At 63.6% G+C, this 24,717-nt stretch carries 24 protein-coding genes; 6 read left to right on the top strand and 18 right to left on the bottom strand.

The features are described from left to right. Nucleotides 1-51: 51 nt before the first annotated feature. A complete protein-coding gene (locus ACZ0AV_RS13740; protein ID WP_499151541.1) occupies nt 52-1,041 on the bottom strand; it encodes an asparaginase in 990 nt (329 codons plus the stop codon). Nucleotides 1,042-1,172: 131 nt separating this feature from the next. After that, nucleotides 1,173-2,597, bottom strand: a complete 1,425-nt coding sequence (locus ACZ0AV_RS13735) for an alanine/glycine:cation symporter family protein (RefSeq protein ID WP_499151540.1) — start codon at nt 2,595-2,597, stop codon at nt 1,173-1,175. A gap of 250 nt (nt 2,598-2,847) precedes the next feature. Between ACZ0AV_RS13735 and ACZ0AV_RS13730 the strand changes: the two genes are divergently transcribed. Next, nucleotides 2,848-3,660 carry a helix-turn-helix domain-containing protein gene (locus ACZ0AV_RS13730; RefSeq protein WP_499151539.1) on the top strand — a complete coding sequence of 271 codons (813 nt, stop codon included), beginning with the start codon at nt 2,848-2,850 and terminating at the stop codon, nt 3,658-3,660. Nucleotides 3,661-3,851: 191 nt separating this feature from the next. Here ACZ0AV_RS13730 and ACZ0AV_RS13725 read toward each other — a convergent pair whose 3' ends face one another. The 3 genes from ACZ0AV_RS13725 to aspA form a co-directional block, all read right to left on the bottom strand. Beyond that, entirely contained in the window at nt 3,852-4,619 is a 768-nt protein-coding gene (locus ACZ0AV_RS13725; protein WP_499151538.1) for a substrate-binding periplasmic protein, read from the bottom strand. Nucleotides 4,620-4,788: 169 nt separating this feature from the next. After that, on the bottom strand, nt 4,789-5,556 hold the full coding sequence (locus tag ACZ0AV_RS13720) for a substrate-binding periplasmic protein (protein ID WP_499151537.1): 768 nt from the start codon (nt 5,554-5,556) through the stop codon (nt 4,789-4,791). A 133-nt stretch (nt 5,557-5,689) separates the two neighbouring features. Further along, nucleotides 5,690-7,141, bottom strand: a complete 1,452-nt coding sequence (gene aspA, locus ACZ0AV_RS13715) for an aspartate ammonia-lyase (RefSeq protein WP_499151536.1) — start codon at nt 7,139-7,141, stop codon at nt 5,690-5,692. 178 nt (nt 7,142-7,319) lie between these two features. On the opposite strand from aspA, the gene ACZ0AV_RS13710 reads away from it, so the two are divergent. After that, nucleotides 7,320-8,231: a LysR substrate-binding domain-containing protein gene (locus tag ACZ0AV_RS13710; RefSeq protein WP_499151535.1), complete on the top strand. Its 912-nt coding sequence runs from the start codon at nt 7,320-7,322 to the stop codon at nt 8,229-8,231. A gap of 208 nt (nt 8,232-8,439) precedes the next feature. Here ACZ0AV_RS13710 and aauR read toward each other — a convergent pair whose 3' ends face one another. The 8 genes from aauR to ACZ0AV_RS13670 all read right to left on the bottom strand — a co-directional run bounded on the left by aauR (nt 8,440) and on the right by ACZ0AV_RS13670 (nt 17,872). Next, nucleotides 8,440-9,762, bottom strand: coding sequence for a two-component response regulator AauR (aauR, locus tag ACZ0AV_RS13705; RefSeq protein WP_499151534.1), 1,323 nt, complete (start codon nt 9,760-9,762; stop codon nt 8,440-8,442). Further along, nucleotides 9,755-11,662: a sensor histidine kinase gene (locus tag ACZ0AV_RS13700; RefSeq protein WP_499151533.1), complete on the bottom strand. Its 1,908-nt coding sequence runs from the start codon at nt 11,660-11,662 to the stop codon at nt 9,755-9,757. Before ACZ0AV_RS13700 ends, aauR begins: the two co-directional genes overlap by 8 nt. Nucleotides 11,663-11,773: 111 nt before the next feature. Beyond that, complete coding sequence (ggt, locus tag ACZ0AV_RS13695; protein ID WP_499151532.1) at nt 11,774-13,447, bottom strand: gamma-glutamyltransferase; 1,674 nt, start codon at nt 13,445-13,447, stop codon at nt 11,774-11,776. 121 nt (nt 13,448-13,568) lie between these two features. After that, entirely contained in the window at nt 13,569-14,303 is a 735-nt protein-coding gene (locus ACZ0AV_RS13690) for an amino acid ABC transporter ATP-binding protein (RefSeq protein ID WP_092371534.1), read from the bottom strand. Then, entirely contained in the window at nt 14,300-14,968 is a 669-nt protein-coding gene (locus tag ACZ0AV_RS13685; RefSeq protein WP_499151531.1) for an amino acid ABC transporter permease, read from the bottom strand. The genes ACZ0AV_RS13690 and ACZ0AV_RS13685 overlap by 4 nt, the downstream gene beginning before the upstream one ends. Continuing rightward, nucleotides 14,965-15,711: an amino acid ABC transporter permease gene (locus ACZ0AV_RS13680; RefSeq protein WP_499151530.1), complete on the bottom strand. Its 747-nt coding sequence runs from the start codon at nt 15,709-15,711 to the stop codon at nt 14,965-14,967. Before ACZ0AV_RS13680 ends, ACZ0AV_RS13685 begins: the two co-directional genes overlap by 4 nt. Before the next feature lie 173 nt (nt 15,712-15,884). After that, entirely contained in the window at nt 15,885-16,793 is a 909-nt protein-coding gene (locus ACZ0AV_RS13675; protein ID WP_499151529.1) for a glutamate/aspartate ABC transporter substrate-binding protein, read from the bottom strand. Nucleotides 16,794-17,074: 281 nt separating this feature from the next. Continuing rightward, nucleotides 17,075-17,872 carry a hypothetical protein gene (locus ACZ0AV_RS13670; RefSeq protein ID WP_499151528.1) on the bottom strand — a complete coding sequence of 266 codons (798 nt, stop codon included), beginning with the start codon at nt 17,870-17,872 and terminating at the stop codon, nt 17,075-17,077. A 248-nt stretch (nt 17,873-18,120) separates the two neighbouring features. On the opposite strand from ACZ0AV_RS13670, the gene purE reads away from it, so the two are divergent. From purE to ACZ0AV_RS13650, 4 genes are all read left to right on the top strand, one after another. Then, on the top strand, nt 18,121-18,612 hold the full coding sequence (gene purE, locus ACZ0AV_RS13665; protein WP_499151527.1) for a 5-(carboxyamino)imidazole ribonucleotide mutase: 492 nt from the start codon (nt 18,121-18,123) through the stop codon (nt 18,610-18,612). Continuing rightward, nucleotides 18,612-19,697 (top strand): 5-(carboxyamino)imidazole ribonucleotide synthase, encoded by a 1,086-nt coding sequence (locus tag ACZ0AV_RS13660; protein WP_499151526.1) that lies wholly within the window; start codon nt 18,612-18,614, stop codon nt 19,695-19,697. Before purE ends, ACZ0AV_RS13660 begins: the two co-directional genes overlap by 1 nt. 96 nt (nt 19,698-19,793) lie before the next feature. Next, a complete protein-coding gene (locus ACZ0AV_RS13655) occupies nt 19,794-20,042 on the top strand; it encodes a GlsB/YeaQ/YmgE family stress response membrane protein (protein WP_084303730.1) in 249 nt (82 codons plus the stop codon). A gap of 64 nt (nt 20,043-20,106) precedes the next feature. Next, the gene (locus ACZ0AV_RS13650) at nt 20,107-20,640 is read left to right on the top strand and encodes a DUF3299 domain-containing protein (protein WP_499151525.1); all 534 of its coding nucleotides are present in this window, start codon (nt 20,107-20,109) and stop codon (nt 20,638-20,640) included. A gap of 39 nt (nt 20,641-20,679) precedes the next feature. Here the strand turns inward: ACZ0AV_RS13650 and ACZ0AV_RS13645 are convergent, their stop codons facing one another. The 5 genes from ACZ0AV_RS13645 to ACZ0AV_RS13625 form a co-directional block, all read right to left on the bottom strand. Continuing rightward, the gene (locus ACZ0AV_RS13645; RefSeq protein WP_499151524.1) at nt 20,680-21,762 is read right to left on the bottom strand and encodes a lipase family protein; all 1,083 of its coding nucleotides are present in this window, start codon (nt 21,760-21,762) and stop codon (nt 20,680-20,682) included. A gap of 100 nt (nt 21,763-21,862) precedes the next feature. Next, a complete protein-coding gene (locus ACZ0AV_RS13640; RefSeq protein WP_111462856.1) occupies nt 21,863-22,333 on the bottom strand; it encodes a DUF6795 domain-containing protein in 471 nt (156 codons plus the stop codon). After that, complete coding sequence (locus ACZ0AV_RS13635) at nt 22,330-22,530, bottom strand: hypothetical protein (RefSeq protein ID WP_308839054.1); 201 nt, start codon at nt 22,528-22,530, stop codon at nt 22,330-22,332. The genes ACZ0AV_RS13640 and ACZ0AV_RS13635 overlap by 4 nt, the downstream gene beginning before the upstream one ends. Before the next feature lie 35 nt (nt 22,531-22,565). After that, entirely contained in the window at nt 22,566-23,801 is a 1,236-nt protein-coding gene (locus ACZ0AV_RS13630; RefSeq protein WP_499151523.1) for a TIGR02270 family protein, read from the bottom strand. Beyond that, nucleotides 23,801-24,700: a beta propeller repeat protein gene (locus tag ACZ0AV_RS13625; RefSeq protein ID WP_499151522.1), complete on the bottom strand. Its 900-nt coding sequence runs from the start codon at nt 24,698-24,700 to the stop codon at nt 23,801-23,803. Before ACZ0AV_RS13625 ends, ACZ0AV_RS13630 begins: the two co-directional genes overlap by 1 nt. Between the last annotated feature and the right edge of the window lie 17 nt (nt 24,701-24,717).

Genomic DNA, 24,717 nt, shown 5'->3' with positions numbered 1-24,717 from the left:
GGTTCGTAAGGCCTGCGACTATGCCCAGCCGATGTTACGGATAGTTGACGATCAGTGGTCGGCGTTTTCGCCGCACAGATCCAGGCCAAACAGCCGTTCCACTTCCTCTCGCGTCAGCCCGGCACCGAGCAGCGCGAACAATTTGCCCAGCGCCGCCTCGCGGGTCATGCCGCCGGCCGAGACCAGGCCGACCGCGGCCAGTTGGCTGCCGGCCGCATAGACACCGAACTCCACATGCCCCTGCGGGCACTGGCTGATCGCTGCCAGCACCACGCCGCGCGCGTGTGCCTCACGCAGCACGTCGAGCAACTCGGCATTGTCCGACGGCCCGGTGCCGCTGCCGTAGCACTCCAGCAGCAAACCCTGCACACCGCTGCCCAGCAGGGCGCGCAGGTGGCCTGCCTGCAGGCCGGGCACCAATGGCAGGCTGAGCAGGTTGACCGGCTGGCGTGGCTGGCGGTAGTCGATATGCGCGGGCAACTCGGTCAGCCGCTCGCCCTGACGCCGCCGCGGCATGATCTGGAACGCGTCGAACGCATCGCTGCGCAATTTGCTGACCCGGGCGCCATGCATCAGCGCGCCGTCGAAATACAGGTGCACGCCTGGGCGCACGCCGTCGTGCAAAGCCTGCATGGCGCCGAACAGGTTGCGCCAGGCGTCGCTGTTGTCGGCCCCCGCCGGCTGCATCGAGCCGGTCAGCACCACGGGCACCGGCAGGCCCAGCAGCAGGAAGCTCAGCGCTGCAGCGCTGTAGGCCAGGGTATCGGTGCCATGCAGCACCAGTACGCCGTCGTAGCCGTCCTGCTCGACGCCCTGGCAGATTGCTTCGACCATCGCCAGCCAGTTGTCCTGGCTCATGTTGGCGCTGTCGATCGGCGGCAGCATTTCGCGGAAGGTCCATCGAGGCAGGCGTTCGGTTTGCGTGGCCTGCTGCGCACGCAGGCGTGCTTCGAAGCCGGACGCCGGCGCCAGACCGGCAGCGCTGGTCTGCATGCCGATGGTGCCGCCGGTGTAAAGCACGAGGATATTCAAGGAAGACATAGGCACCTTGGAAACAATCGTAGGCAATGGCCCGGTATCGGTAGGCGCTGGTGAGAGCCCTGAGGCTGGCAGCCTAACGGGTGCGGTGTGCCGCTGCTGCGCGAGCGCGAAGCAGCGGCACACGTGGAGACTCAGCGCTGCTGAGTGTCCTGCGCACTGTGCCCTGGCTTCAAGGCAGGCCAGGAGGTCTTGTCGAGTTTCAGATCAGCGAACTTGGCCGGATCGAATACCGGGGTCTTCACGCCCGCCTTGATCTGTGCGTCGTAGTCGTCCATCAGGCGCAGGCCGGTCTTGAACAGCAGGGCCATGGCGATCAGGTTGACGATGGCCAGCAGGCCCATGGTGACGTCGGCGAAGCCGAACACGGTGCCCAGGTCCTGGGTCGAGCCCCACATGACCAGCACGATCACCAGCACGCGGTAGACCTGCAGCAACACGCGGCTCTTGCTGAAGAAGCCCAGGGCGTTCTCGCCGAGGTAGTAGTTGTAGATCAGCGTGGTGAACACGAACAGGGCCAGGGCGACGCTGATGAACACGCGGCCCCACTCGCCGACGATGGCGGCCAGTGCGCTCTGAGTGAGGATTACGCCGCCGACTTCGCTGCCGGGCGCATAGGTGCCGGACAGCAGAATGATCATCGCGGTGCAGGTGCAGATGATCAGCGTATCGATGAACACGCTCAGCGACTGCACGATGCCCTGCGCCGCTGGGTGCGGCACTTCGGCGACTGCTGCCACGTTCGGGGCGCTGCCCAGGCCGGCTTCGTTGGAGAACAGGCCGCGCTTGACGCCCATGATGATGGCCGCGCCGATGCCGCCCGCGAACGCCGGCTCCAGGCCGAAGGCACTGCGCACGATCAGCATCAGGGTGTCCGGCACTTGGGAGATGTTGCTGCCGATCACGAACAAGGCCAGGGCGATGTAGGAGCCGGCCATGACCGGTACCAGAATGTCGGCGAACTTGGCGATGCGCTTGATGCCGCCGAAAATGATCAGGCCGATGATGCACACCAGTACCACGCCGCTGATCCACTCCGGAATGCCGAAGGTGTCATGCATCGAGCTGGCCACGGTGAACGACTGCAGGGCGTTGAAGCCAAAGCCGAAGGTGATCAGCAACAGGATCGAGAACACGATCGCCATCCAGCGCTGACCCAGGCCATGCAGGATGTAGAACGCGGGGCCGCCTCGGTAGGTGCCGTCGCCTTCATTCTGCTTGTAGAGCTGGGCCAGCGAGCATTCGAAATAGCTGGTGGCCATGCCGACCAGCGCAACCAGCCACATCCAGAACACGGCGCCTGGGCCGCCCAGGGTGATGGCCACGGCCACACCGGCGATGTTACCGGCGCCAACACGGCCGGCAACGCTGAGCATCAGTGCCTGGAACGAGCTGAGCTGTCCCGGCTTGCGCACCAGCGCCTGGCTGAAAATCTGGAACATGCTGGTGAAGTAGCGGAACTGAACGAAGCGCGAACGGATGCTGAAGTAGAGCCCGAGGCCCACCAGCATGACGATCAGCACTTTGCTCCAGATTAGGTCGTTGAGTAGATCGAGCATGGCACTCTTCCTGTTTATTATTAGGGTATGACGCGTGGCGCGGCGATTGGCCGGTGCCTGGGACGCCTGCGCCGTGACAGAGCCTGGCAGTGGCCCGTACGCCCGAGGCGTGACCGTCGAATAGACGGCTTGAGCGTAGCGTCCGATCGCCATGGTTGGCCAAAGAGGCGCAAGCGGCAATTTCGCGGGTCGATCCTAGGTGATGCGACCTGATGCTATAATCACGTCACTCGCATCAGATGAGCCGACCATGTCCGTGTACCTCGGTGACAACCTCCGGTTGCTGTGCAGCCACTACCGCTCGATTGCCGAGGTGTGCCGCAAAGTTGGCATCAACCGTGCGCAGTTCAACAAGTACCTGTCTGGAGAGAGCCAGCCGACCGCGTATAACCTCAAGCGCATTGGGGATTTTTTCGGCGTCGAGGGCTATGAGCTGGGCTTGCCGTGCGATCAATTCGCGCGCCTGATCGGTGCCCGGGGCGCACAGCTGGGCGCGCCTGCCGAGCAGGATCCCTTACACGCCTTGTTACAACCACTGCGCGAACAGTCCGGCGACTTGTCTCGTTACTGCGGCTACTACTTCGAATACGCCAATTGCATGTCGGTGCCGGGCACCATCCTGCTGTCGTTGATCCACATGCGTGAAGAGGGCGGCGCCTTCCTGTTCGAGCGCCAGGAGCGCCAGGTGACGTCCCTGAGCGGGCCGACCGAAGACTCGGCGCGTTGCCGCTACCTCGGCGCCGCGTTCCAGTTGCAGGATCGGTTGTTCCTCATCGACTACGAGTCGCTGACCGTCAACGAGATGAGCCAGACCATTCTGATCCCCAGCTTCAAGAGCCGCATCACCCGGCTCAACGGCCTGAAGACCGGCGTATCCAGCGGCGACCGCCGCACGCCCGCCTGCACCCGCGTGGTATGGGAGTTTCTCGGTACCGAGATCAACCGCATCAGCACCTTTCGCCAGGTGATGCTCTACCAGCCGGATGACCCGCGCATCGACGAAGACATACGCCAGCGCCTGGCGCACGCGCCGGTGCGCGATGGGTTGTTCGAGGTGGAGTGAGGCGGCAGTGCAGGGCGGGCGTCGATTGGTTGCGGGACTGGCTGCTTATGTGGAAGCGCGCGGGGACGCCTAGTCCATGCGCGCGAGATCACGGGCATGGACTGGGCGTCCCCGCCCGTTCCCACAGATGAAGCGCCGACCTCGAATGGACCATGCCAATATTCAGCCAGCGCACGAACGCAAAACCGCTATCAGCAAAGCTCCGGGTGCTTGTTGCAGGTGCCGTAACCTTCGCTCTTCATCTGATCCAGCGCTTGTTGCAGGCGGGTGACGACTTCGTCCGGTGTTTCCAGGTTGAGCGCCAGGTACATGTCCGAGCGGTCGATGACCAGCACGGTGCGCAGGCCGGTCACGCCGGCCTGGTTGGCGTGATAGCGCCACACCGGGTCCGTGGTGGCCCAGAGATCGATCTTGCCGCTGGTGAGCTTGGCGATGTTCTCCTGGTCACGCAGAGCGTTGGTCGGTTGCAGGCCCGCCCGCTCCAGGGCCTGGCTGACCGCGCCGTCCTTGTAACTGCCGATGCGGTATTGGCTCGCCTGCTCGAGGCTCGACAGGTTTTCGATCTTGGCGCTCGGTGCGGCGAGCAGCACACCTTCGACCTTGGCGATCGGGCCAACCCATTTGAACAGCGGGCGGCGCGCCTCGCTCATCGAGGTGGAGAACAAGCCGTAATTGGCGCGGGCCAGGGTGTCGTCGTACACGCGGCTCCACGGGAAGCGCAGGGTCATGGTGTAGTCGATGCCGGCGCGCTTGAACATCTCGCGCACGATGGTGGTGCTGACGCCGTGGATATTTGCGTCTCGCGCGAAGTTCTTCTCGCTCTCGGCCATGTTGAAGGGCGGGAAGTTTTCAGTCTGCAGCACCACCTTGTAGTCAGGCGGCAGTGCCGCCTGGGCGGGCGGGGTGAATAGGCTGGAAACGGCAAGCAGACCGGCAAACCATGCGGCGTTGACACTCATTGGAACGACTCCTTGTTAGGCCGCTGCCCTTTTAGCGTGCCGCTGCGCAAACGGCAACGAGTCGTGAAGAGTAAAGCCCCAGACTGTGAACCGGTCTGGGGCTTTCGGCCCACGCGGGCCCTTGCTGCCGCTGCGCAGGAATGTCAGACGAGCCTGCGGCGTGCTGCGATCAGCACAGCTCCGGGTGTTTGTTGCAGGTGCCGTAGCCTTCGCTCTTCATCTGGTCCAGCGCCTGTTGAAGGCGCGCGACCACTTCGTCCGGGGTGTCGAGGTTGAGGGCCAGGTACAGGTCCGAGCGGTCGAAGGTCAGTACGTTGCGCAGGCCGTTGACGCCCAGCTGGCGCGCCTGGTGCCGCCATACCGGATCGGTGGTGCCCCACAGGTCGATACGCCCCTGGGTCAACTTGGCGATGTTCTCCGGATCGCGCAGCGTGTTGGCCGGCTGCAGGCCGGCCTTCTCCAGGGCCTGGCTGGCGGCGCTGTCCTTGTAGCTGCCGATACGGTACTGGCGAGCCTCTTCCAGGCTGGCCAGGTTGGGAATATTCGATCCCGGTGCGGCGAGCAGCACGCGTTCGACCTTGGCAATCGGCCCCACCCACTTGAACAGCGGACGCCGTGCTTCGTTCATCGATGTGGAAAACAGGCCGTGGCTGGCGTTCGCCAGCGTGGAGTCGTAGATGCGGCTCCACGGGAAACGCAGCGTCAGGGTGTAGCCGATGCCGGCACGCTTGAACATTTCACGCACGATGGTGGTGCTGACGCCCTGAATGTTGGCGTCACGGGCGAAGTTCTTTTCGTTGTCGGCCATGTTGAATGGCGGAAAGTTTTCCGTTTGTAACACCACCTGGTAACCCGGCGGCAACTGCGCCTGGACGGGAAGGGCGAAGAGGCTCGAAACGGACAGCAAACAGGCGATCCACGCAGCTTTGACGGTCATGAGGCGGCTTCTCTTTGTTGGGCTGCTGCCGTTGTAGCCTGAGTTTGCGCAAACGGCAACGACCCGCAAAGAATGAAGCCCCTGACTGTGAAACAGTAGGGGCTTCTCGGGGGGCGCGAGGGGGGGCTTGGCGTTACGGCACGAGCGGCCCTTTCACCGGTGGCACCAGCGGCTTGAGATGGTGCGGGGCGATCATGTTTTCCGGACGCAGAATCTCGGCCAGGGTGACGTCGTCCAGCAACTGTTCCTCGCGCACCAGCTCCAGCACACCACGGCCGCTGATCAGCGCTTCCTTGGCGATACGGGTGGAGTTCTCATAGCCGATATAGGGGTTCAGCGCGGTGATCAGGCCGATGGAGTTCTCCATCAGTGCGCGGCAGTGGTCTTCATTGGCGGTGATGCCGTTGATGCAATGCTCGCGCAGCATGTCCATGGCGCGTTGCAGCAGGCGGATCGAGTCGAAGATCTTGTAAGCGATCAGCGGTTCCATCACGTTGAGCTGCAGCTGGCCGCCTTCGGCTGCCATGGTCAGCGCCAGATCGTTGCCGATGATCTCGAAGGCTACCTGGTTGACCGCTTCCGGAATCACTGGATTGACCTTGCCGGGCATGATCGAGCTGCCCGGCTGACGCGCCGGCAGGTTGATCTCGTTGATGCCGGTGCGCGGGCCGCTGGAGAGCAGGCGCAGGTCGTTGCAGATCTTCGACAGTTTGACCGCGGTACGCTTGAGCATGCCGGAGAACAGCACGAAGGCGCCCATGTCGGAGGTCGCTTCGATCAGGTCGGCGGCCGGCACCAGGGGCTGGCCGCTGATCAGCGCCAGGCGCTGTACCGCCAGGTGCTGGTAGCCCGGGTCGGCGTTGATGCCGGTGCCGATCGCGGTGCCGCCCAGGTTCACTTCGGTGAGCAGCTCCGGCGCCAGGCTGCGCAGGCGCGCCAGGTCTTCGCCGAGGGTGGTGGCAAAGGCGCGGAATTCCTGGCCGAGGGTCATCGGCACGGCGTCCTGCAGCTGGGTGCGGCCCATCTTCAGCACGTGGCTGAATTCCTGACCTTTCGCCGCGAAGGATTGAATGAGGCTGTCCAGGCTGGCCAGCAGGGTGTCGTGGCCAAGCAGCAGGCCCAGGCGGATGGCGGTGGGGTAGGCGTCGTTGGTCGACTGCGCCATGTTCACGTCGTTGTTGGGGTGCAGATGCTTGTATTCACCTTTGGCGTGGCCCATGGCTTCGAGGGCGATGTTGGCGATCACCTCGTTGGCGTTCATGTTGGTCGACGTGCCGGCGCCGCCCTGAATCATGTCGACCACGAACTGGTCGTGGAAGTCGCCGCGAATGATGCGTGCGCAGGCTTCGCTGATGGCGGCATGCTTGGCGGCGGGCAGGTGACCCAGCTCACGGTTCGCGTCGGCTGCGGCCTGCTTGACCATGGCCAGCGCCACGACCAGTTTCGGGTAGTGAGCCAGCGGCACGCCGGACAGGCGGAAGTTGTTCAGTGCACGCAGGGTCTGGATGCCGTAGTAGGCCTCGGCAGGGACTTCGAGGGTGCCGAGCAGGTCTTTTTCGACGCGAAACAATGCAGCAGCGGACATGATGTCTCGATTCTCATGGATGCGCGGAAGATACCGCGATGTCCCGTAGGATAAGGACTCACCCCCCGCGCAGGCCAATGCTGTTGGTTGCTAGGGTATGCGTAATCGGCATAATGTAGGTGTGACCGACAGTGCGCACCAAACGTGTGCATCTACTCCCGGCATGACGAGGCCCCCCGTGAACCTGGAAACCAAATGGCTGGAAGACTTCGTCACCCTGGCCGCCACCCGCAGTTTTTCCCAGGCGGCGCAGAAGCGTTTCGTGACCCAGCCGGCATTCAGCCGGCGGATCCAGAGCCTGGAAGCGGCCCTGGGCCTGACCCTGGTCAACCGCTCGCGCACCCCGGTGGAGCTGACCGAGTCCGGTCAGCTGTTTCTGCTTACCGCGCGCAGCATGGTCGAGCAGCTCGGCGAGGTCGTGCGTCACCTGCATCACCTCGAGGGGCAGCAGGGCGAGGCGCTGCAGATCGCCGCCGCCCATTCCCTGGTTTTCGGCTTTTTCCCGGAGTGGATCGCCCGCCTGCGACGTGACGGCCTGCCACTGACCACGCGCCTGGTGGCCACCAACGTCGGTGAGGCGGTGCACTCGCTGCGCGAAGGCACCTGTGACCTGATCCTCGCGTACCACGACCAGGATGCCGCCGTGCAACTGGCCCCTGATCTGTTTCCATCGCTGCCGCTGGGCGTCAGCGAAATGCTGCCGGTCTGCGCCGTCGATGAGCTGGGCGCGCCGCTCCATGACCTGGATGCCGGGCAGAGCCTACCGCTGCTGGCTTACAGCGCCGGCACTTACCTCGGCCGCTCGGTGAACCTGTTGCTGCGCCAGCGCGCCTTGCGCTCGACAACCGTGCACGAAACGGCGATGGCCGACAGCCTCAAGGCCATGGCCCTGCAAGGCCTGGGTGTGGCCTGGGTGCCGCGGCTGTCGATGCATGCCGAGCTGGCGCGCGGCGAGCTGGTGGTATGCGGCAGGGAGCACTGGCACATCCCCCTGGAGATTCGCCTGTACCGCTGGAGCATGTCGCGCAAGGCGGCGGTGCGCCTGTTGTGGCGCAAGCTCGAAGGGGGCGTGGGGCGGGAGCAAGGTTAGGTCTGCCCTGGTGGTCGCCGTGATGGAGTTCATCTGTCTGAGCGGGCGGGCACGCCCAGTCCATGCCCGCGAAAAAGCACCCAAAGCCCTGCGAGCCTATAGCGCAGCAGTAAGCAGATCGGCGACAGGCAGGAGTCCCAGTTTGTACCCGAGAATTCTCGCGGGCATGGCCCGCTCCCACAATGGTTTCTAGATAGCTGTTCGGCTTTCACCCCAGCCCGTATTTCTTGACCTTGTCGAACAGCGTGGTCTTGGCCATGCCCAGCGCCTGCGCCGCCTGGCTGAGGTTGCCGGCGTGCTGCTCCAGGGCGTCGACCAGCAGGTTGCGTTCGAAGGCCTCCACGGCTTCGGCGAAGCTGGTTGCGGCGCCGTCGTTGCTGCCGCTCTTCTTGAATGCGGGCAGGCCAAGGGCGAAGCGTTCGGCGACGTTGCGCAGCTCGCGCACGTTACCCGGCCAGTCGTGAGCCATCAGCGCGGCCAGGGTGTGGCGGTCCAGTTCCGGGGCGGCGCGGTCGAAGCGCAGGGCGGAAAGCTGCAGGAAGTGCTCGAACAGCAGGGCGATGTCTTCGCGGCGCTCGCGCAGCGGCGGCAGCTCCAGGCTGACCACGTTGAGCCGGTAATACAGGTCGCTGCGGAACTGGCCACTCTTGCCGGCGGCGTCGAGGTCCGCCTTGGTCGCGGCGATCACCCGGCAGTCGACCGCAATCGGCTGGTTCGAGCCCAGGCGCTCCAGGCTGTGCTCCTGCAGCACGCGCAGCAGTTTGATCTGCAGGTTCAGCGGCATGCTCTCGATTTCGTCGAGGAACAGGCTGCCACCATTGGCATGTTCGATCTTGCCGATGCGCCGTTTGCCTGCGCCGGTGAATGCGTGAGCCTCGTGGCCGAAGATCTCGCTCTCGAACAGGTTCTCCGGCAGGCCGCCGCAGTTGAGGGCGACAAAGGCCTTGTTCTGCCGCCGGCTGAAGTCGTGCAGGCAGCGCGCGACCAGTTCCTTGCCGGTTCCGGTTTCACCTTCGATCAACACGTTGGCCGAGGTGTCGGCAACGTTGGCGATCAGCTCGCGCAGCTGCTGCATGGCCGGCGAGCGGCCGATCAGCCGGTGCTCCAGTGTCTGTTTGCCGGCCAGCTGGCGGCGCAGCGACGACACTTCGCGGGCCAGGCTGCGCTGTTCCAGGGCGCGGCGGGTGACGTCGACCAGGCGTTCGGGGGAAAACGGTTTTTCCATGAAGTCGTAGGCGCCGTCGCGCATCGCGCCCACCGCCATGCCGATATCGCCATGGCCGGTGATCAGCACCACCGGCAGCGCCGGGTCGCGGCGCTTGAGTTCGTCCAGCAGCTTCAGGCCGTCCATGCCCGGCAGGCGGATATCGCTGATGACGATGCCGGCGAAATCGGTGCCGATACGCTGCAGGGCCTGTTCAGCGCTGCCGACCCCGATGCTGGCGATATCTTCCAGGGCCAGGGCCTGCTGGCAGCCGAGCAGCACGTGGGGGTCGTCTTCGACGATCAGCACGGTGAGGTCGTCATTCATCGGGTGTCTCCATGACAGCGGCAGCCTGGGGCAGGTTGAGTTCGAAAGCGGTGCCGCCCTGGGGCGGGTGATCGGCACTGAGGCTGCCGCCGGCAGCGGCCGCCAGGCTGGCCGACAGCGTCAGGCCGAGCCCCAGGCCCTGCTCCCCGGGTTTGGTGGTGAAGAAGGGTTCGAACAGGTGGGCGCGATCGGCAGGGGCGATGCCGGGGCCGTTGTCGCGCACGCGCAGGCGATAGCGATTGCCGTCGGCACTGCCCTGCAGCCAGAGCTGGCGATCCGCCTGGGCACTCATGGCGTCGGCAGCGTTGGCGATCAGGTTGACCAGGATCTGTTCCAGGCGCGTTTGGTTGATCGCCAGCTGGGCGTCCTCGAACTGGTAGTGGATGGTCAGCGGCGTGCGCTCCAGGCGCGGCTGCACCACCTGCAGCGCGGCGTCCACCGCTTTGCTGAGGCTGGCTTCGCCATCATCGTTGGAGCGGCGCGCAAAGGCGCGCAGGCTGCCGGTGATCTTGCCCATGCGGTCGACCAGTTCGTTGATGGTCTGCAGGTTGGTGGTGGCCACGTCGTACGCGCCGCGCGACAGGAACCGGATGGTGTTGCCGGACAAGGTACGCAGCGCGGCCAGCGGCTGGTTGAGTTCGTGGGCGATGCTGGTCGACATCTGCCCGATGACCGCCAGCTTGCCCGCCTGCACCAGTTCGTCCTGGGCCAGGCGCAAGGTTTCCTCGGCCTGGCGGCGCTCACGGATCTGCGCCTTGAGACGTTCATTGCTGGCGCGCAGGTCGGCGGTGCGCTCGGTGATCTTGCGCTCCAGCTCGCTGTTGGCCTGCTGCAGGGCTTCGCGGGCGGCGAGGCGGGTGGCGATCACCTTGCGGCGCTCGTTCCAGGCGATCAGCAGGAAGGCCAGCAGGGCGAAGCCCGCGGCGGCCAGCATGCCGTGGCTGATGGCCTCACGGCGCAGGTCCTGCAGCGGGCTGAGCAGCGTCAGGTGCCAGGGTGTGTCTTCCAGCGGGCGGCTCTGAGCCAGGTAGTTGACGACCTCGCCGCCTTGCGCCTGACCGACGCCGGTCGCGGCGAAGCTGACCTGTTCGGCGCCCTCGTCCAGAGGCTTGCGCGCCAGGGGCATCAGTTCGTCGAGTGACGACCAGTGGTATTGCAGGCTGCGCGCCAGGCGCTCTTTGATGTCGGCATTGAGCGGTACCACTGCCTTGAGGCGGCGGGCCGGATCACTGGAGAGGATGATGATGCCGTTCTCGTCGCTGACGTAGGCCTCCAGGCGCGCCCGCTGCCAGCGCTGCTCCAGCGGGTCGAGGCGCACCTTGACCACCGCCACGCCGATGATCCGGCCATTGGCCCTGAGGCCATGGGACAGGTAGTAGCCCGGCTCGCCGATGGTGCTGCCGATGCCGTAGAAGCGGCCCTGTTCGCCCTGCAGGGCGTCCTGGAAATAGGCACGAAAGGACAGGTCCTCGCCCAGATAGCTGTCGGGCTGGCGCCAGTTGCTGGTGGCCAGCACGCGGCCGTCGGTGTCCATCATGTAGATGGCCATGCTGCCGCTGCGCCGGTTGAGGCCTTCGAGGTAGTCGTTGACGCGCTGGCGCCTGTCGGCGTCGGGGGTCAGCAGCAGGCGGCTGACGTTGGACTCGAGTTCCAGCAGGCTGGGCAGGTAGGTGTACTTGTTGATCTCGCTTTCCACCGCCCGGGCGTTGAGCTCGAGCTGGCGTTCACCGCTTTCGATCAGCGCACGGATGCCGGCCTTTTCACTCAGGTAATAGCCGGCGTAGCCGCAGGCGGCGACCAGCATCAGCATCAGCAGGGTCAGCAGCAGGTGGCGGGCGTAGCGCGGTTTGGCGGACAAGGCGGGCGGCACCACACGTAGACTGGCAGATGCGCATTGCACCACAGTCACCGTGGCCGAACCAGCCCGCGGGAGGGCGGGCTGTCGTGGCGTCGTGGCGGACCACCGCGGCATGCGCAGCGGTGGCGCTTGGCGCGCGTCATGGCACGGGGCTCAGGGTGCTACCACCAGGCCGACGCCGCGCCCGCGCGGATCGGAGGCGGTTTCCAGCCTGGCGCCGTCGACGCGGATGGCCTGGATGTCGCCCATGTTCCAGCCCTGGTCCTCGAGCACGTAGCCCATGGCTTTCAGCTCGTCGGCAACCTGGCCGGTGAGTGGTGCGTAGGCGTCGTAGTAGATCATGTCCTTGGGCAGCAGTTGGTGATGGACGCGCTGGGCGGCCACGGCCTTTTCCAGCGGCAGCTTGAAGTCGTAGACGTTGTTGAGCACCTGGAAGATCGAGGTGAAGATCCGCGAGCCGCCGGGCGTGCCCAGCACCAGGCTGACCTTGCCGTCGCGGGTGACGATGCTCGGGCTCATCGAGGAGAGCATGCGCTTGCCCGGTTCGATGGCGTTGGCGTCGCTGCCGACTACGCCGAATGCGTTGGCGATGCCGGGTTTGGCGCTGAAGTCGTCCATCTCGTCGTTGAGCAGGAAACCGGCCCCTTCGACGACCACGCCGCTGCCGTAGTCCCAGTTCAGGGTATAGGTGTTGCTGACTGCGTTGCCGTCAGCGTCGACGATGGAGAAGTGCGTGGTCTGGTGAGGCTCCAGGCCGGGGCGAACTTGCTCGGTCGGCGAGATGGCGGTGGGGTTGACCTCGGCGGCGCGGCGCTTCAGGTAATCGGCGTCGGTCAGCTTGTCGACCGGCACCGTGGAGAAGTCGGGGTCGCCCAGGTAGTCGGCGCGGTCGGCGAACACGCGTTTCTCGATCTCCGCCAGCAGGTGGATGTAGCGCGCGGAGTTCAGCTCGACACCCTTGAAGTCGGCGGCGCGCTGCTCCTTGATGCCGATCAGCTGGGCCAGGGCGATGCCGCCCGAACTGGGCAAAGGGGCGGTGTAAAGGCTGTTGCCCTGCCAGTCGACGCGCATCGGCTCGCGCCATTTGGCGCGGTAGTCAGCCAGGTCCTGCTTGGTGATCAGCCCGCCGTCGCGCTGCATCTGGGCGACCAGCAGGTCGGCGGTCTTGCCCTTGTAGAACTCGTCCGGGCCAGTGGCGGCGATGCGCTCCAGGGTCTTGGCCATCTGCGGCTGCTTGAACAGCTCGCCCGGTCGCATGGTGCCGAAGTAGTCGGTGAAGTTGGTCTGGCCGTTGAACAGGCCGATGGCGTCTTCGCGGTACTGGAACTGCTGATCGGCGACCTTGAAGCCGCTGTTCGCATAGCCGATGGCGGGTGTCAGCAGTTCGCCCCACGGCAACTTGCCAAAACGCTTGTGCGCCTCCCACAGGCCCATCACCGTGCCCGGTACGCCGGCCGCCTTGGCGCCGACCAGGCTGAGGTTCTCGATCACCTCGCCCTTGTCGTCAAGGAACATGTTCTTGCTGGCCGCCCGCGGTGCGGTTTCCCGGTAATCGAGGAAGTAGGGCTTGCCGTCCATGAACAGGGTCATGAACCCGCCGCCGCCGATGTTGCCTGCTTCGGGGTAGGTGATGGCCAGGGTGAAGGCGGTGGCGACCGCGGCGTCCACCGCGTTACCGCCTTTTTTCAGCACCTCGGCGGCCACCTTGGCCGCGTACTGGTCGGGTGCGGCGACTGCGCCGCCGTTCAGGCTGGCAGCCAGTACCGCATTGCTACCCGCGGCAATCGCCACGCTGAGGGTCAGGGTTGTGACGTGGAACAGGCGCATGATGAGTCCTCGATTTTTATTGTGCTTGTCGAGTCTAGGCTCTGTAGGGAACGTGCCTGCGCTCGCAGGCTTGTTGAAGAGACCCTGAAGGCCCGCCATGGGTGATGGCGGGCCTGGTGCATCAGTGCTGGAGGATCTTGGCGAGGAACTGCTGGGCGCGGTCGGAGCGTGCGCTGACATCGCCGAAGAATTCTTCCTTGGGGCAGTCTTCGACGATCTGCCCGGCGTCCATGAAGATCACCCGGTCAGCCACCTTGCGGGCGAATCCCATCTCGTGGGTCACGCACATCATGGTCATGCCTTCGTGGGCCAGTTGCACCATCACGTCGAGCACTTCGTTGACCATTTCCGGGTCGAGGGCCGAGGTCGGCTCGTCGAACAGCATGACGATCGGGTCCATCGCCAGGGCACGGGCGATCGCCACGCGCTGCTGCTGGCCGCCGGACAGTTGGCCGGGGTGCTTGTGGGCGTGTTCCTTGAGCCCCACGCGATCGAGCAGCGCCAGGCCTTTCTGGGTGGCTTCTTCCTTGCTGCGGCCCAGCACCTTGATCTGTGCGATGGTCAGGTTTTCGGTGATGGTCAGGTGCGGGAACAGCTCGAAATGCTGGAACACCATGCCGACGCGCGAGCGCAGTTTCGGCAGGTTGGTCTTCTTGTCGGCAATCGAGGTGCCATCGACCACGACGTCGCCTTTCTGGAAGGGCTCCAGGGCGTTGACGCACTTGATCAGGGTCGATTTGCCCGAGCCGGATGGCCCGCAGACCACCACTACTTCGCCTTTCTTGACCTCGGTGGTGCAATCGGTCAGCACCTGGAAGTCCCCATACCACTTGTTGACGTTCTTGATGGAAATCATACGGCTAACCTTTTTTGCAGGAGCTTGACCAGCTGCGAGGCAGCGAAGCTGATGGTGAAGTAGACCAGGCCGGCGAAGATCAGGAATTCATGGGGCTGACCCAGAATGTCGCCGCGCGAGCGGGCGGCATTGAGGAAGTCCATCAGGCCGACGGTGTAGACCAGCGAGGTGTCCTGGAACAGGATGATGCTCTGCTGGAGCAGCAGCGGGGTCATCTTGCGAAACGCCTGGGGCAGGATGATCAGCCGCATGGTCTGCCCGTAGCTCATGCCCAGGGCTTGGGCGGCGCCCATCTGGCCCTTGGGGATGGCCTGGATACCGGCACGGACGATTTCGCAGAAGTACGCCGCCTCGAACATGATGAAGGCCACCAGGCAGGACGCGAACGCGCCGACCGGGGTGTCTTCGCCAGTGATCCAGCGCAGGATGAACGGCACCGCGAAGTAGAACCAAGTGACCACCAGCAGCAGCGGGATCGAGCGGAAGTAGTTGACGTAGGTGGCCGCCAGTTTGGACAGCAGCACGTTGCTCGACAGGCGCATCAGCGCCAGCAGGGTGCCGAGAATCACGCCACCGATGACGCCCATGACCATCAGTTGCAGGGTCATGGCCATGCCTTCCCAGAGGCCTGGCAGAGCGGGAATGATCTGACTGAAGTCCATCATTTGCCTCCCACGGAAATCAGGCCCGGCACGGCGACCTTACGTTCGACCACGCGCATGATCATCATCAGGCTCATGTTCAGGGTGAAGTAGATGAGCGTCGCCAGGGTGAAGGCTTCGAACAGGTTGGCGCTGAACTCGGCAGTCTGCTTGGTCTGCGCGAGCAGCTCCATGAGGCCGATCAGCGAGGCCACCGAGGAGTTCTTGAAGATGTTCAGGAATTCGCTGGTTAACGGCGGGATGATGATCCGGTAGGCCTGGGGCAGCAGCACGTTGCTGTAGATCTGCGGCATGCGGAAACCCATGGCATAGGCCGCGGCGGTCTGTCCGGCCGGCAGCGCCTGGATACCGGTACGCACCTGCTCGCAGACGCGGGCCGCGGTGAACAGGCCGAGGCACACCACCACCGACAGATACGCCGAGGTGGCCGGATTGAGATCCTGCTTGAACCACAGTTCCAGCGGCTCGGGCAGCAGGTCGGGCACCAGGAAGTACCAGAGGAACAGCTGCACCAGCAGCGGTACGTTGCGGAAGACCTCCACGTAGGCGGTGGCGATCCCGGAAATCAGGCGGTTCGGCACGGTGCGCATCACACCGAGCAGCGAGCCGAGCGACAGGGCGATCAGCCAGCCGACCAGGGCGATGGCGATGGTCCAGCCCAGGCCGGTGATGAACCAGTCCAGGTAGATCTCGCTGCCAATGCCGGTGGACTTGAAGAATATGCCCCAGTCCCAGTTGTAGTTCATGCGGGTTTCCCTCAGGTGGAAAACGGCGGCGAAGCCGGGCGGCAGGCAACAGTCGCCCGCATCCGCGTGGGCGGATGAGTGTCGGCTTCGTCAGGAAATATGAAGGAGAGGCCGTCGGCCTCTCCGAGTCCCCGCTACGCCCCTTCTCGTGAAAGGGGCGCGGCCTTACACCGTCAGATCTGCTCTACAGACTTGTCGGTTGGTTCGGCGATCAGCTTCTTCAGCTCGTCGCTCATGGGGAAATTCAGGTTCAGGCCTTTTGGAGGTACCGGCTGCTGGAACCACTTGTTGTAGATGTCGTTGATTTCGCCAGACGCGAAGGTATCGCTGATGGCCTTGTCGACCACCTTCTTGAAGCCTTCGTCGCCCTTGCGAACCATGCAGCCGTAAATTTCGTAGGACTGCGGGGTGCCGACCACGTGCCAGTCGTCCGGCTTCTTGGCCTTGGCCATTTCGCCGGCGAGCAGCGCGTCGTCCATCATGAAGGCCACGGCGCGGTTGGATTCGAGCATCAGGAAGGACTCGCCGTGATCCTTGGCGGAAATCACGTTCATGCCCATCTTCTTCTCGGCGTTCATGGACTTGATCAGGCGCTCGGAGGTGGTGCCGGCGGTGGTCACCACGTTCTTGCCCTTGAGGTCGTCGAAATCGTTCACGCCGCTGCTTTTCTTGGTCAGCAGGCGGGTGCCGACTTCGAAGATGCCGACGGAGAAGTCGACCTGGCGCTGACGCTCCACGTTGTTGGTGGTGGAACCACATTCCAGGTCCACGGTGCCGTTCTGCACCAGTGGGATACGGGTCTGGGAGGTCACCAGGTTGTAGCGCACCTTCAGGTCCGGCAGCTCCAGTTCCTTCTTCAGCGCCTCGACCACCTTGAGCTGCAGGTCATGGGAGTAGCCAACCGGCTGGCGGGAGGTGTCGCCGAAGTAGGAGAAGGGGATGGACGAGTCGCGATGACCCAGGGTGATGGTGCCCGAGTCCTTGATCTTCTTCAGGGTGCCGGTCAGCTCTGCGGCGAATACCGGGCTGGACATCAGGGCGGCGGTAACGGCTACAGCCAGTACGCGGGGGACAATACGCATGGGTCGATTCCTCGGTGTTGTTGTTATTGAGGCCGTACAGCGGGTACGTGCCTCTATGTGGAAGAGCTATCGCATTCCTGTCGAGATAGGCAGCAGGATGTGTGCCAGTCCGAGATTCGCACCCCGAAAGCAATTAAGTCGATGATAAATATGGAGATTTATTTTTGTGGCCGAGGGCTGGCCAGAACATCTGATTCGGATGTTCGATTTTTCGACGTCGTTTCGTTCGGGATTCCGAATGGGAAGGAGGGGTGGCCGGCATGGCCACCCCGGGGCGCAGCTTAGCGGTTGCGCAGGAAGGCGTTGATGAAGTCGCCCTGGTTGGCGGCGTTGCGCTCGGTGGTGAACAGGATGCGGTCGCCCTGTTCACGGATCTTCATCTCGGGGCCGAAGTTGCACTGCACGGTGCTTAGCGTGGCGGCCTGCTTCTTGAACTCGGCCGAACTGCTGCACAGGGTGTCCAACTGGCTGGCCACCTCGCCGCAGAAGCTGGAAATGCTCAGTTCCTTGAGCAGTTGCTCGTCGAGGTCCTGCCAGTCGACCTCGGTCTTCACCGTGCTGCCGCAACTGGCGGAGGCCTGTGCATCCATCTCTGCAAGCTGCTCGACGTGATACTGCTGGCGTTTCTCGCGGTCGAAGCGGGCCAGTTTGTCCTGCACGCCGTCCTTCTTCTGCTTTTCATAGAGTGCTTGCAGCTCGGTAGGCTTGACCGCCTTGCCGGCTTTTTCGTCGAGGCCCAGGAGACGTGGCTCGCGCTCGTTCGGCAGGTACAGCTCATAGGACTCGCCGCCCCACGACTGACGCTGGCCCAACACGACGTAGGCGCTGCCATCGAGGGTGGTGGCGTAATTGCTTTCCTGCTGACCGCGCGGTTTCACATCGGTGAGCAATACCACCTCATCGAGTGGATGATTGATGCCACGGATCTGCACCAGCGCCTGCTTGTCGTCGCTGCTGGGCGCGACGACGACACTGACGCCTTCGCCCGTGGTGAACACTTTGGGGTACTTGGCCAACTCCAGTGCACTGGCGTTGGCGGTGAGGAAAGCGGTGGCAATAAGCAGTGACAGCCGTGTCATGGCGAGGTCCTTTCAGTGGGTTGATTGATTCGATCACGGACGGGGGTTAGGCAGCCCCGATCGCGCTCATCTTAAGGCGCTCCGACAGTGATTGATGTGACTCCGTTCCCTGCCGTGATCCTGACGAGCGGCCGCTTAACCCTTTGCGTGCGACTACGGTATAATTGCCGGTTTCCGCAAACCACGCTTCCGCGTGGTTTGTTGTTTCTGCCCCGGCGCCAAGCGCCCGAGACAAGAGAGGCACGACGATGAGCGCACTGGTAGGCGTGATCATGGGTTCCAAGTCCGACTGGAGCACCCTGAGCCATACCGTCGAGATGCTGGACAAGTTAGGCATTGCGAACGAAGTGAAGGTGGTTTCCGCCCACCGCACCCCGGACCTGCTGTTCCAGTACGCCGAACAGGCCGAGGGCCGCGGTATCCAGGTGATCATCGCCGGTGCGGGTGGCGCTGCCCACTTGCCGGGCATGTGCGCCGCCAAGACCCACCTGCCGGTGCTCGGCGTGCCGGTGCAGTCGTCCATGCTCTCGGGCGTCGACTCGCTGCTGTCGATCGTGCAGATGCCGGCGGGCATCCCGGTCGCCACCCTGGCCATCGGCAAGGCTGGCGCGATCAACGCCGCGCTGCTGGCGGCGAGCATCCTCGGCCACCAGCACCCGCAGTTCCACACGGCGCTCAAGCAGTTCCGCGAGGAGCAGACCACCACCGTGCTGGACAACCCGGACCCGAGGGTACAGTGATGAAGATCGGCGTAATCGGGGGCGGCCAGCTCGGTCGCATGCTGGCGCTGGCGGGTACTCCGCTGGGCATGAACTTCGCGTTTCTCGACCCGGCCCCGGATGCCTGTGCGCAGGCGCTGGGCGAGCATATCCGCGCCGATTACGGCGATCAGGATCACCTGCGCCAACTGGCCGACGAAGTGGATCTGGTGACCTTCGAGTTCGAAAGCGTGCCGGCCGAGACCGTGGCCTTCCTGTCGCAGTTCGTGCCGGTCTACCCGAGCGCCGAAGCGCTGCGCATCGCCCGTGATCGCTGGTTCGAGAAGTCGATGTTCAAGGACCTCGGCATTCCCACGCCGGATTTTGCCGACATCCAGTCCCAGGCCGACCTCGATGCGGCAGTGGCCAGCATCGGCCTGCCAGCGGTGATGAAGACCCGCACCCTGGGGTACGACGGCAAGGGCCAGAAGGTTCTACGCAAGCCCGAGGACGTCAGCGGCGCATTCGCCGAGCTGGGCAGTGTGCCGTGCCTGCTCGAAGGCTTCGTGCCGTTCAGCGGTGAAGTGTCGCTGGTGGCCGTGCGCGGCCGTGATGGCGAAACGCGCTTCTACCCGCTGGTGCACAACACCCACGACAGCGGCATCCTCAGTCTGTCGATCGCCAGCTCCGGGCACCCGCTGCAGGCGCTGGCCGAAGATTACGTCGGCCGTGTGTTGCGCGAACTCGATTACGTGGGCGTGATGGCGTTCGAGTTCTTCGAAGTCGACGGTGGCTTGAAGGCCAACGAGATCGCCCCGCGGGTGCACAACTCCGGGCACTGGACCATCGAGGGCGCCGAGTGCAGCCAGTTCGAGAACCACCTGCGCGCCGTTGCCGGCCTGCCGCTGGGCTCGACGGCCAAGGTCGGCGAGAGCGCCATGCTCAACTTCATCGGCAGCGTCCCGGCTGTGGACAAGGTAGCCGCCATCGACGATTGCCACCTGCACCACTACGGCAAGGCCTTCAAGGCGGGCCGCAAGGTTGGCCATGCCACCCTGCGTTGCGCCGACCGGCCGACGCTGGACAGCCGTATTGCCCAGGTGCAGGCGCTGATCGCCGCCGGTTAGGCGTCTGGCACGGGAGGTTGAACCTCTCCAGCGCTGACCGCCTCTGATGAAAGGCGCCGCATGAGTGCGGCGCCTTTTTCCATTCAGGAGGGCGTCATGGGTATTATCGGCACTATTTTAATCGGCCTGATCGTCGGGTTGATCGCCCGCTTCCTCAAGCCGGGCGATGACAGCATGGGCTGGATCATGACCATCCTGCTCGGTATCGGTGGCTCCATCGCTGCCACCTACGGTGGCCAGGCGCTGGGCATCTACCGCGCAGGCGAAGGCGCTGGTTTCATCGGCGCAGTGGTTGGTGCGATCATCCTGCTGGTGATCTACGGCCTGATCACCAAGAAGCGCTGAACCGTAGCCTGACGCATCGACGACGGGCTACTTTCCGTTGGTCCTACTGCCGCGAGTCCCGTCGATGCGTTACCTGCCCCTTGTTCTGCTGCTGATCTGCGGCATCGCCCGCGCCGAACCGCCGGAAACCGACTGGCTGGAGCTGATGCCCGAAGAGGATCAGCGTGCGCTCGAGCAGATGCCGGAGATCACCCACGACACGCCCGAAGCGCTGGGCAGCTTCGACAGCAAAGGGGGCCTCAAGCAGCAGGACAAGGGCTTGCCCGCCGTCATGTATTCCGCCAAGACCGTGCCGGCCATGAACGGCAAGAAGATTCGCCTCGGTGGCTATCCGGTACCGCTGGAAACCGACAACGCCGGGCGCAGCACGTTGTTCTTTCTGGTGCCCTACCCAGGCGCGTGCATCCACGTACCGCCGCCGCCGCCCAACCAGCTGGTGCTGGTGCGCTACCCCAAGGGCATCGCCCTGGACGACATCTACGAGCCGCTGTGGGTCAATGGCACGCTGAAGGTCGAAGCGGTCAGCAATGATCTGGCCGATGCGGCCTATGCGTTGGACGCCAGTAGTGCGCGGCTGGTCGAGGAAGGGGATCTGTGAGATGAAGAACGGCGCCTGAAGGCGCCGTTTTTCTTTGCTTCAGGAACGCACGACCAGTTGCATGGCCTGGCGCGCCATATCGACTACTGCCCTGGCGAGCAGATCCAGTACCCAGCGCAGGAAGAAGGTGGTCACATCGATCGTCGCAGGTACGGCGCGACCCAGGAAGTTGAAGATCTTCACGATCAGGGCGCGAATCGAATCGCTGATGTCCTTGCAAAGCTGAGCGCCTTGCACCAGAACGCCGGCAATCTGATCCAGTACGGTCATGCTCACGGTAATCGCACTGCCAATGACGATATTGGCGGCCTTCTTGAGCAGGTACTGCATGGCTCTGGAAATCATCCACAGGGTAGCTGCGGAATACAGAGTCGGCCCGTAACTGGCGCTCTCCAGCCAAAGGTCGATATCCCGGTCCAGCGGTGGCTCCGGGTTGCGATACAGCCCGGTCCAGGTGGCATCGCCGATGGAGGGCAGGTACTGGGTCATGCGGTGCGCATTGGCACTGATCTGCGCGCCCTTCCAGGGAATCATGCAGACATTGCCGCTGACCGGCACATGGCTGAACGGGAAGATCGGCACCATGCTCACCGGGTCGGCGCTGTGATAGACACGATGAATGTTGTTGGTGCCCAGTTTGCCGCTCAGGTGGCGAGCGAAACCGCCGACACCGGTGCGTGGCGAGCCGAAGGTATACAGCTTGATGCCGGCCACGCCCAGCTCACTGAGGTGATCTGCCGCCAGGGTCGCCAGCGCACCGCCCAGGCTGTGACCCACGCAGTGCACGGTGCTGGGGTTGCGGCCGCGCATGAATGAATCGAGGTCGTTGCGTAGCGACTTGAACGTTTCATTGAAGCCTGCGTGCACAGGCCAGGTGCTCGGGCCGCGTTGCAGGCCGGCGTTGGCGTCGGTCATCGCATCCGCAAACGTGTCGGTACCGCGAAATGCCAACAGCATCTCTCCCTGCCGCCCCCCTACGCCGTGTACGGCATAGGCGAAGCCTGTCCGTGTACGGAAAACGGCACCGCTGGTTCCGCTGGCCATTTGCAGATTGGAGAAGTCGAACGAGTTGCTCAGCCCGAGGCGGGCGGCTTCATCCTCCACACCACCCTTGGATGACATGACGGCATCCTTGACGGTGTACACATGCGTTGCGATCTGCGCGGATTGTTTGGGGCTCAAGGGGTTCACAGCCGAATCCTTCTGGTCTGGTGATGGGGCGTTACTGGAGAACGCAGATGCCGAATGTTTCAGTTTCCGGGTGAGCGACGGGTTCGCTGTTGAGCTCACAGATGAACTTCAGCGGGCGGCCCTTCACCTCACCCAGATTGTCATAATTGTGCTTGGTGAATACCCAGCCTTTATGCTCCTTGCCCTGATAGCGCAAGGTGATGCGCTGGCCGGTCACCGGCTCGTGGGGCATGAAGCCTGCCGTCATTGATTTAGCCGTCACGGCCGGCAGTTTGAAGCGGCCTTGAGCATCGGATTGGGTGGTGTTGGTGCGGTGCTCGTTTTTCCAATGCCAGTGATATTCCTGTTCTATCTCCACACCCTGAACAGGTTTGCCGTCGAGCAACACGGTGCCCTCTACCTCGGAGAACAGATAAAGCGTCTTGGAAAAAGCCATGGCGTAACCCTGTGTGAGTAGTCCGATAAGCAGCAATGCGCAGCAGGAAAGTGTTTTGCGGTTCAAGGTCGTTCCCTCGCCGAATGGCTGAGCGTTTCGGGACGTGCCGCACGTTGATTGTTGCGGCGAGGCGAAATCATCAGCGCTATGCGCAGACTGATGAAGTAGTCATGCCTGTGAGCAGGCGGTTTCTTCGAGCGGGATTTCTGCCCATGGCTGGCGCTGCAGTATAGCGACCGGGCCGGCTGGGATTTCTTGAGCATGTTCGCACTCTCCTTGTGTCGTTGATCGCCTGGGCTCAGCAGCCCAGCAATCGCTTTTGCCGGCGTGCCGGCGCATCCGTTGCGAACAGAACGCTGGTCGGCTGGTAGCGCGCGAGCAAACTGGCCGCTGCACGTCTCTGCCGCTGTGTACCGCTGCGCAGCACGGCCATGCACTGTCTTTCGCTGAACGGCTGGCCGAGCAGATACCCGGTGCCTGGCTGCAAGCTGTGCTGCTGGCCTTGCCACCATTGCTCGACCTGCTGCGGATCGGGCCAGGGCAGGTCGATGTCCGGGTCCATGGCGACGTTGGCGTCGGACGGATCATCGGTAGGGCCTTCGTCGTAGTCGGGATAGACGCTCAATTCCAGGTCGAGTTCCGCGAGGTCGGCACCGGTAATCAGGCTGAACGCTTCACCCGCAGCACGGGCCGTGGGCAGTTCGTGCATCTGCCGGATCAGCCAGGCAATGGTCTGCGGGTCGCCAAGCAGGCCGATGGCCTGGATCGCCATATGGCGGTGCGCCTCGCTCTGCATCAGGCCGCGCAGCCAGGCGATGCTGGCCTCCCGTGGTTGCCAGGCGAGCAGTACTTCCAGTGCTGGCTGGCGCAGGTCGCCGGGTCGCTCGGCGAACAGGCGCAGATTGCCAAGCGCTTCCTGATCACCCAGCTGGGCGCTGGCCCAGTTGCTCCAGAAACGCACATCATCGTCGCCGTGCAGGCGGTGCTGACGCAGCGGCTGCAGCAGGTCGCGGCGCCGCAGGGTGCCAGCCAGCCGCGCGGCCGCCGCCAGTACGCGGGCATCACCGTGGCCGAGGGCCGAGAGCAGCGCCGGGCCTGGGTCCTTGCCATGCAGGGCATGGGCAGCCAGGGCGATACGGCGGCGCTGGGCGTCAGTGGAATTCAGATCGCGCTCGATCGCCATGGAGACTTCGTGCCACTCCAGCCAGCCCAATGCGGCGACAAGGAACTGCTCGCCCTCGGGGTTGGCGCGCAGGTGCTGATACAGGGTTTCCAGGGCGCTGTCGTTGTTCAGCCGCAGTGCCAATGCGGCAATAGCGAACACCTCGCCCTGGGCATGTGGATTCAGCTGTGCAAGCAACAGGTGAAGCCCCTTGAGCCCGGCGATCTGCAGGCCGTCGAGATGGGCCTCGATCCGCTCGTCCAGATCGCCGAGATGCGCCAGATCATAATGCGGCGCGCCGACGGCGTAGCTGCGCAGGCCGGCTAGGAAGGCGGCTTCTTCGGCGTGTTGGTCGAGAAGGGTGGCGATCATCAGTCGATGCGCGTCCAGGTATTGCCATCGAAGGCCATGATGTCCTTGGCGCCGAATGACCACATTACGCCATCGGCCACGCTCAGGTGGTAACAGGTCGCCGGTGTGTCATCCCCGAAATCCACCTCGACCAGGCTGCCACCCTGAAGCGTATACAAGCCGCGCATCGTTGAAAGGTAGAGCTTGCCGTCATACCAGGCCAGATCCCATATGTCGCTGGTGACGTCCTCCTGCTCGATTGGCTGCCAGGCATCACCGCGACCTACGATCAGAAGCCCGCGCCGGCCCGAGGCATAGACCTGACCATCTCCGGCGCAGAGCACACGGGTCAGCAGGAGGTTGGTCGGGCTTTCCTTCTGGCTCCATGTTTGGCCGTTGTAGTGCCAGATTTCGCCATCCCATCCAACTGCGTACAAATCGTTTTCGTCAAATCCATCGATGGACTCGAAACCTTTCGTTTCGCCGATTGCAGGGCGGATGGCTTGATCAAGGCAGGTCCAGTGATCTGCACCGTCGCGACGATAGACCTGGCGGCCCATGCCTACCGCGAATGTTCGCTGGCCAATAGTGCGGACTTGGCGCAGGTGGCCTCGATCTATGGGATCACCATGCGCAGTGCTAATTCGCTCCTGACTTTGCTGTTGGCTGCCGAACAAAAAGGCTTCACCATTTGGAGAAATAGCGATCATCTGGGAAACAGGGTGTTGGCTCACAGCAATACTGGCTGTGTGCCAATGCATGGTGTCTATAAAGGCCAGTTGTCCTTCATCAACCTCATGAAAATGCGTATGGGGCACATCCGCCCCAATGGAATCGTCCTGATCCGCAATGTAAGCGAGATCGTGATATCTGACTGCACCAGATATGACTGTATTGGTTTGTTTGAGATTCAAAGTCATGGGATTTCTCTACGCAA

Source organism: Pseudomonas sp. AC532 (genome assembly GCF_979258965.1).
The sequence above is the reverse complement of the archived record's forward strand: the minus strand, read 5'-3'. Positions and strand labels throughout refer to the sequence as shown.

What these genes read in the sequence shown, in the direction of transcription:
- ACZ0AV_RS13625 (WP_499151522.1), bottom strand. Translation starts at nt 24,700, where the DNA reads ATGACTTTGAATCTCAAACAAACCAATACAGTCATATCTGGTGCAGTC.
- ACZ0AV_RS13735 (WP_499151540.1), bottom strand. Translation starts at nt 2,597, where the DNA reads ATGCTCGATCTACTCAACGACCTAATCTGGAGCAAAGTGCTGATCGTC.
- ACZ0AV_RS13670 (WP_499151528.1), bottom strand. Translation starts at nt 17,872, where the DNA reads ATGACACGGCTGTCACTGCTTATTGCCACCGCTTTCCTCACCGCCAAC.
- ACZ0AV_RS13660 (WP_499151526.1), top strand. Translation starts at nt 18,612, where the DNA reads ATGAAGATCGGCGTAATCGGGGGCGGCCAGCTCGGTCGCATGCTGGCG.
- ACZ0AV_RS13720 (WP_499151537.1), bottom strand. Translation starts at nt 5,556, where the DNA reads ATGACCGTCAAAGCTGCGTGGATCGCCTGTTTGCTGTCCGTTTCGAGC.
- ACZ0AV_RS13675 (WP_499151529.1), bottom strand. Translation starts at nt 16,793, where the DNA reads ATGCGTATTGTCCCCCGCGTACTGGCTGTAGCCGTTACCGCCGCCCTG.
- purE (WP_499151527.1), top strand. Translation starts at nt 18,121, where the DNA reads ATGAGCGCACTGGTAGGCGTGATCATGGGTTCCAAGTCCGACTGGAGC.
- ACZ0AV_RS13635 (WP_308839054.1), bottom strand. Translation starts at nt 22,530, where the DNA reads ATGCTCAAGAAATCCCAGCCGGCCCGGTCGCTATACTGCAGCGCCAGC.
- ACZ0AV_RS13680 (WP_499151530.1), bottom strand. Translation starts at nt 15,711, where the DNA reads ATGAACTACAACTGGGACTGGGGCATATTCTTCAAGTCCACCGGCATT.
- ACZ0AV_RS13740 (WP_499151541.1), bottom strand. Translation starts at nt 1,041, where the DNA reads ATGTCTTCCTTGAATATCCTCGTGCTTTACACCGGCGGCACCATCGGC.
- aspA (WP_499151536.1), bottom strand. Translation starts at nt 7,141, where the DNA reads ATGTCCGCTGCTGCATTGTTTCGCGTCGAAAAAGACCTGCTCGGCACC.
- ACZ0AV_RS13685 (WP_499151531.1), bottom strand. Translation starts at nt 14,968, where the DNA reads ATGATGGACTTCAGTCAGATCATTCCCGCTCTGCCAGGCCTCTGGGAA.
- ACZ0AV_RS13645 (WP_499151524.1), bottom strand. Translation starts at nt 21,762, where the DNA reads ATGTCATCCAAGGGTGGTGTGGAGGATGAAGCCGCCCGCCTCGGGCTG.
- ACZ0AV_RS13730 (WP_499151539.1), top strand. Translation starts at nt 2,848, where the DNA reads ATGTCCGTGTACCTCGGTGACAACCTCCGGTTGCTGTGCAGCCACTAC.
- ACZ0AV_RS13690 (WP_092371534.1), bottom strand. Translation starts at nt 14,303, where the DNA reads ATGATTTCCATCAAGAACGTCAACAAGTGGTATGGGGACTTCCAGGTG.
- ACZ0AV_RS13725 (WP_499151538.1), bottom strand. Translation starts at nt 4,619, where the DNA reads ATGAGTGTCAACGCCGCATGGTTTGCCGGTCTGCTTGCCGTTTCCAGC.
- ACZ0AV_RS13630 (WP_499151523.1), bottom strand. Translation starts at nt 23,801, where the DNA reads ATGATCGCCACCCTTCTCGACCAACACGCCGAAGAAGCCGCCTTCCTA.
- ggt (WP_499151532.1), bottom strand. Translation starts at nt 13,447, where the DNA reads ATGCGCCTGTTCCACGTCACAACCCTGACCCTCAGCGTGGCGATTGCC.
- ACZ0AV_RS13650 (WP_499151525.1), top strand. Translation starts at nt 20,107, where the DNA reads ATGCGTTACCTGCCCCTTGTTCTGCTGCTGATCTGCGGCATCGCCCGC.
- aauR (WP_499151534.1), bottom strand. Translation starts at nt 9,762, where the DNA reads ATGAATGACGACCTCACCGTGCTGATCGTCGAAGACGACCCCCACGTG.
- ACZ0AV_RS13655 (WP_084303730.1), top strand. Translation starts at nt 19,794, where the DNA reads ATGGGTATTATCGGCACTATTTTAATCGGCCTGATCGTCGGGTTGATC.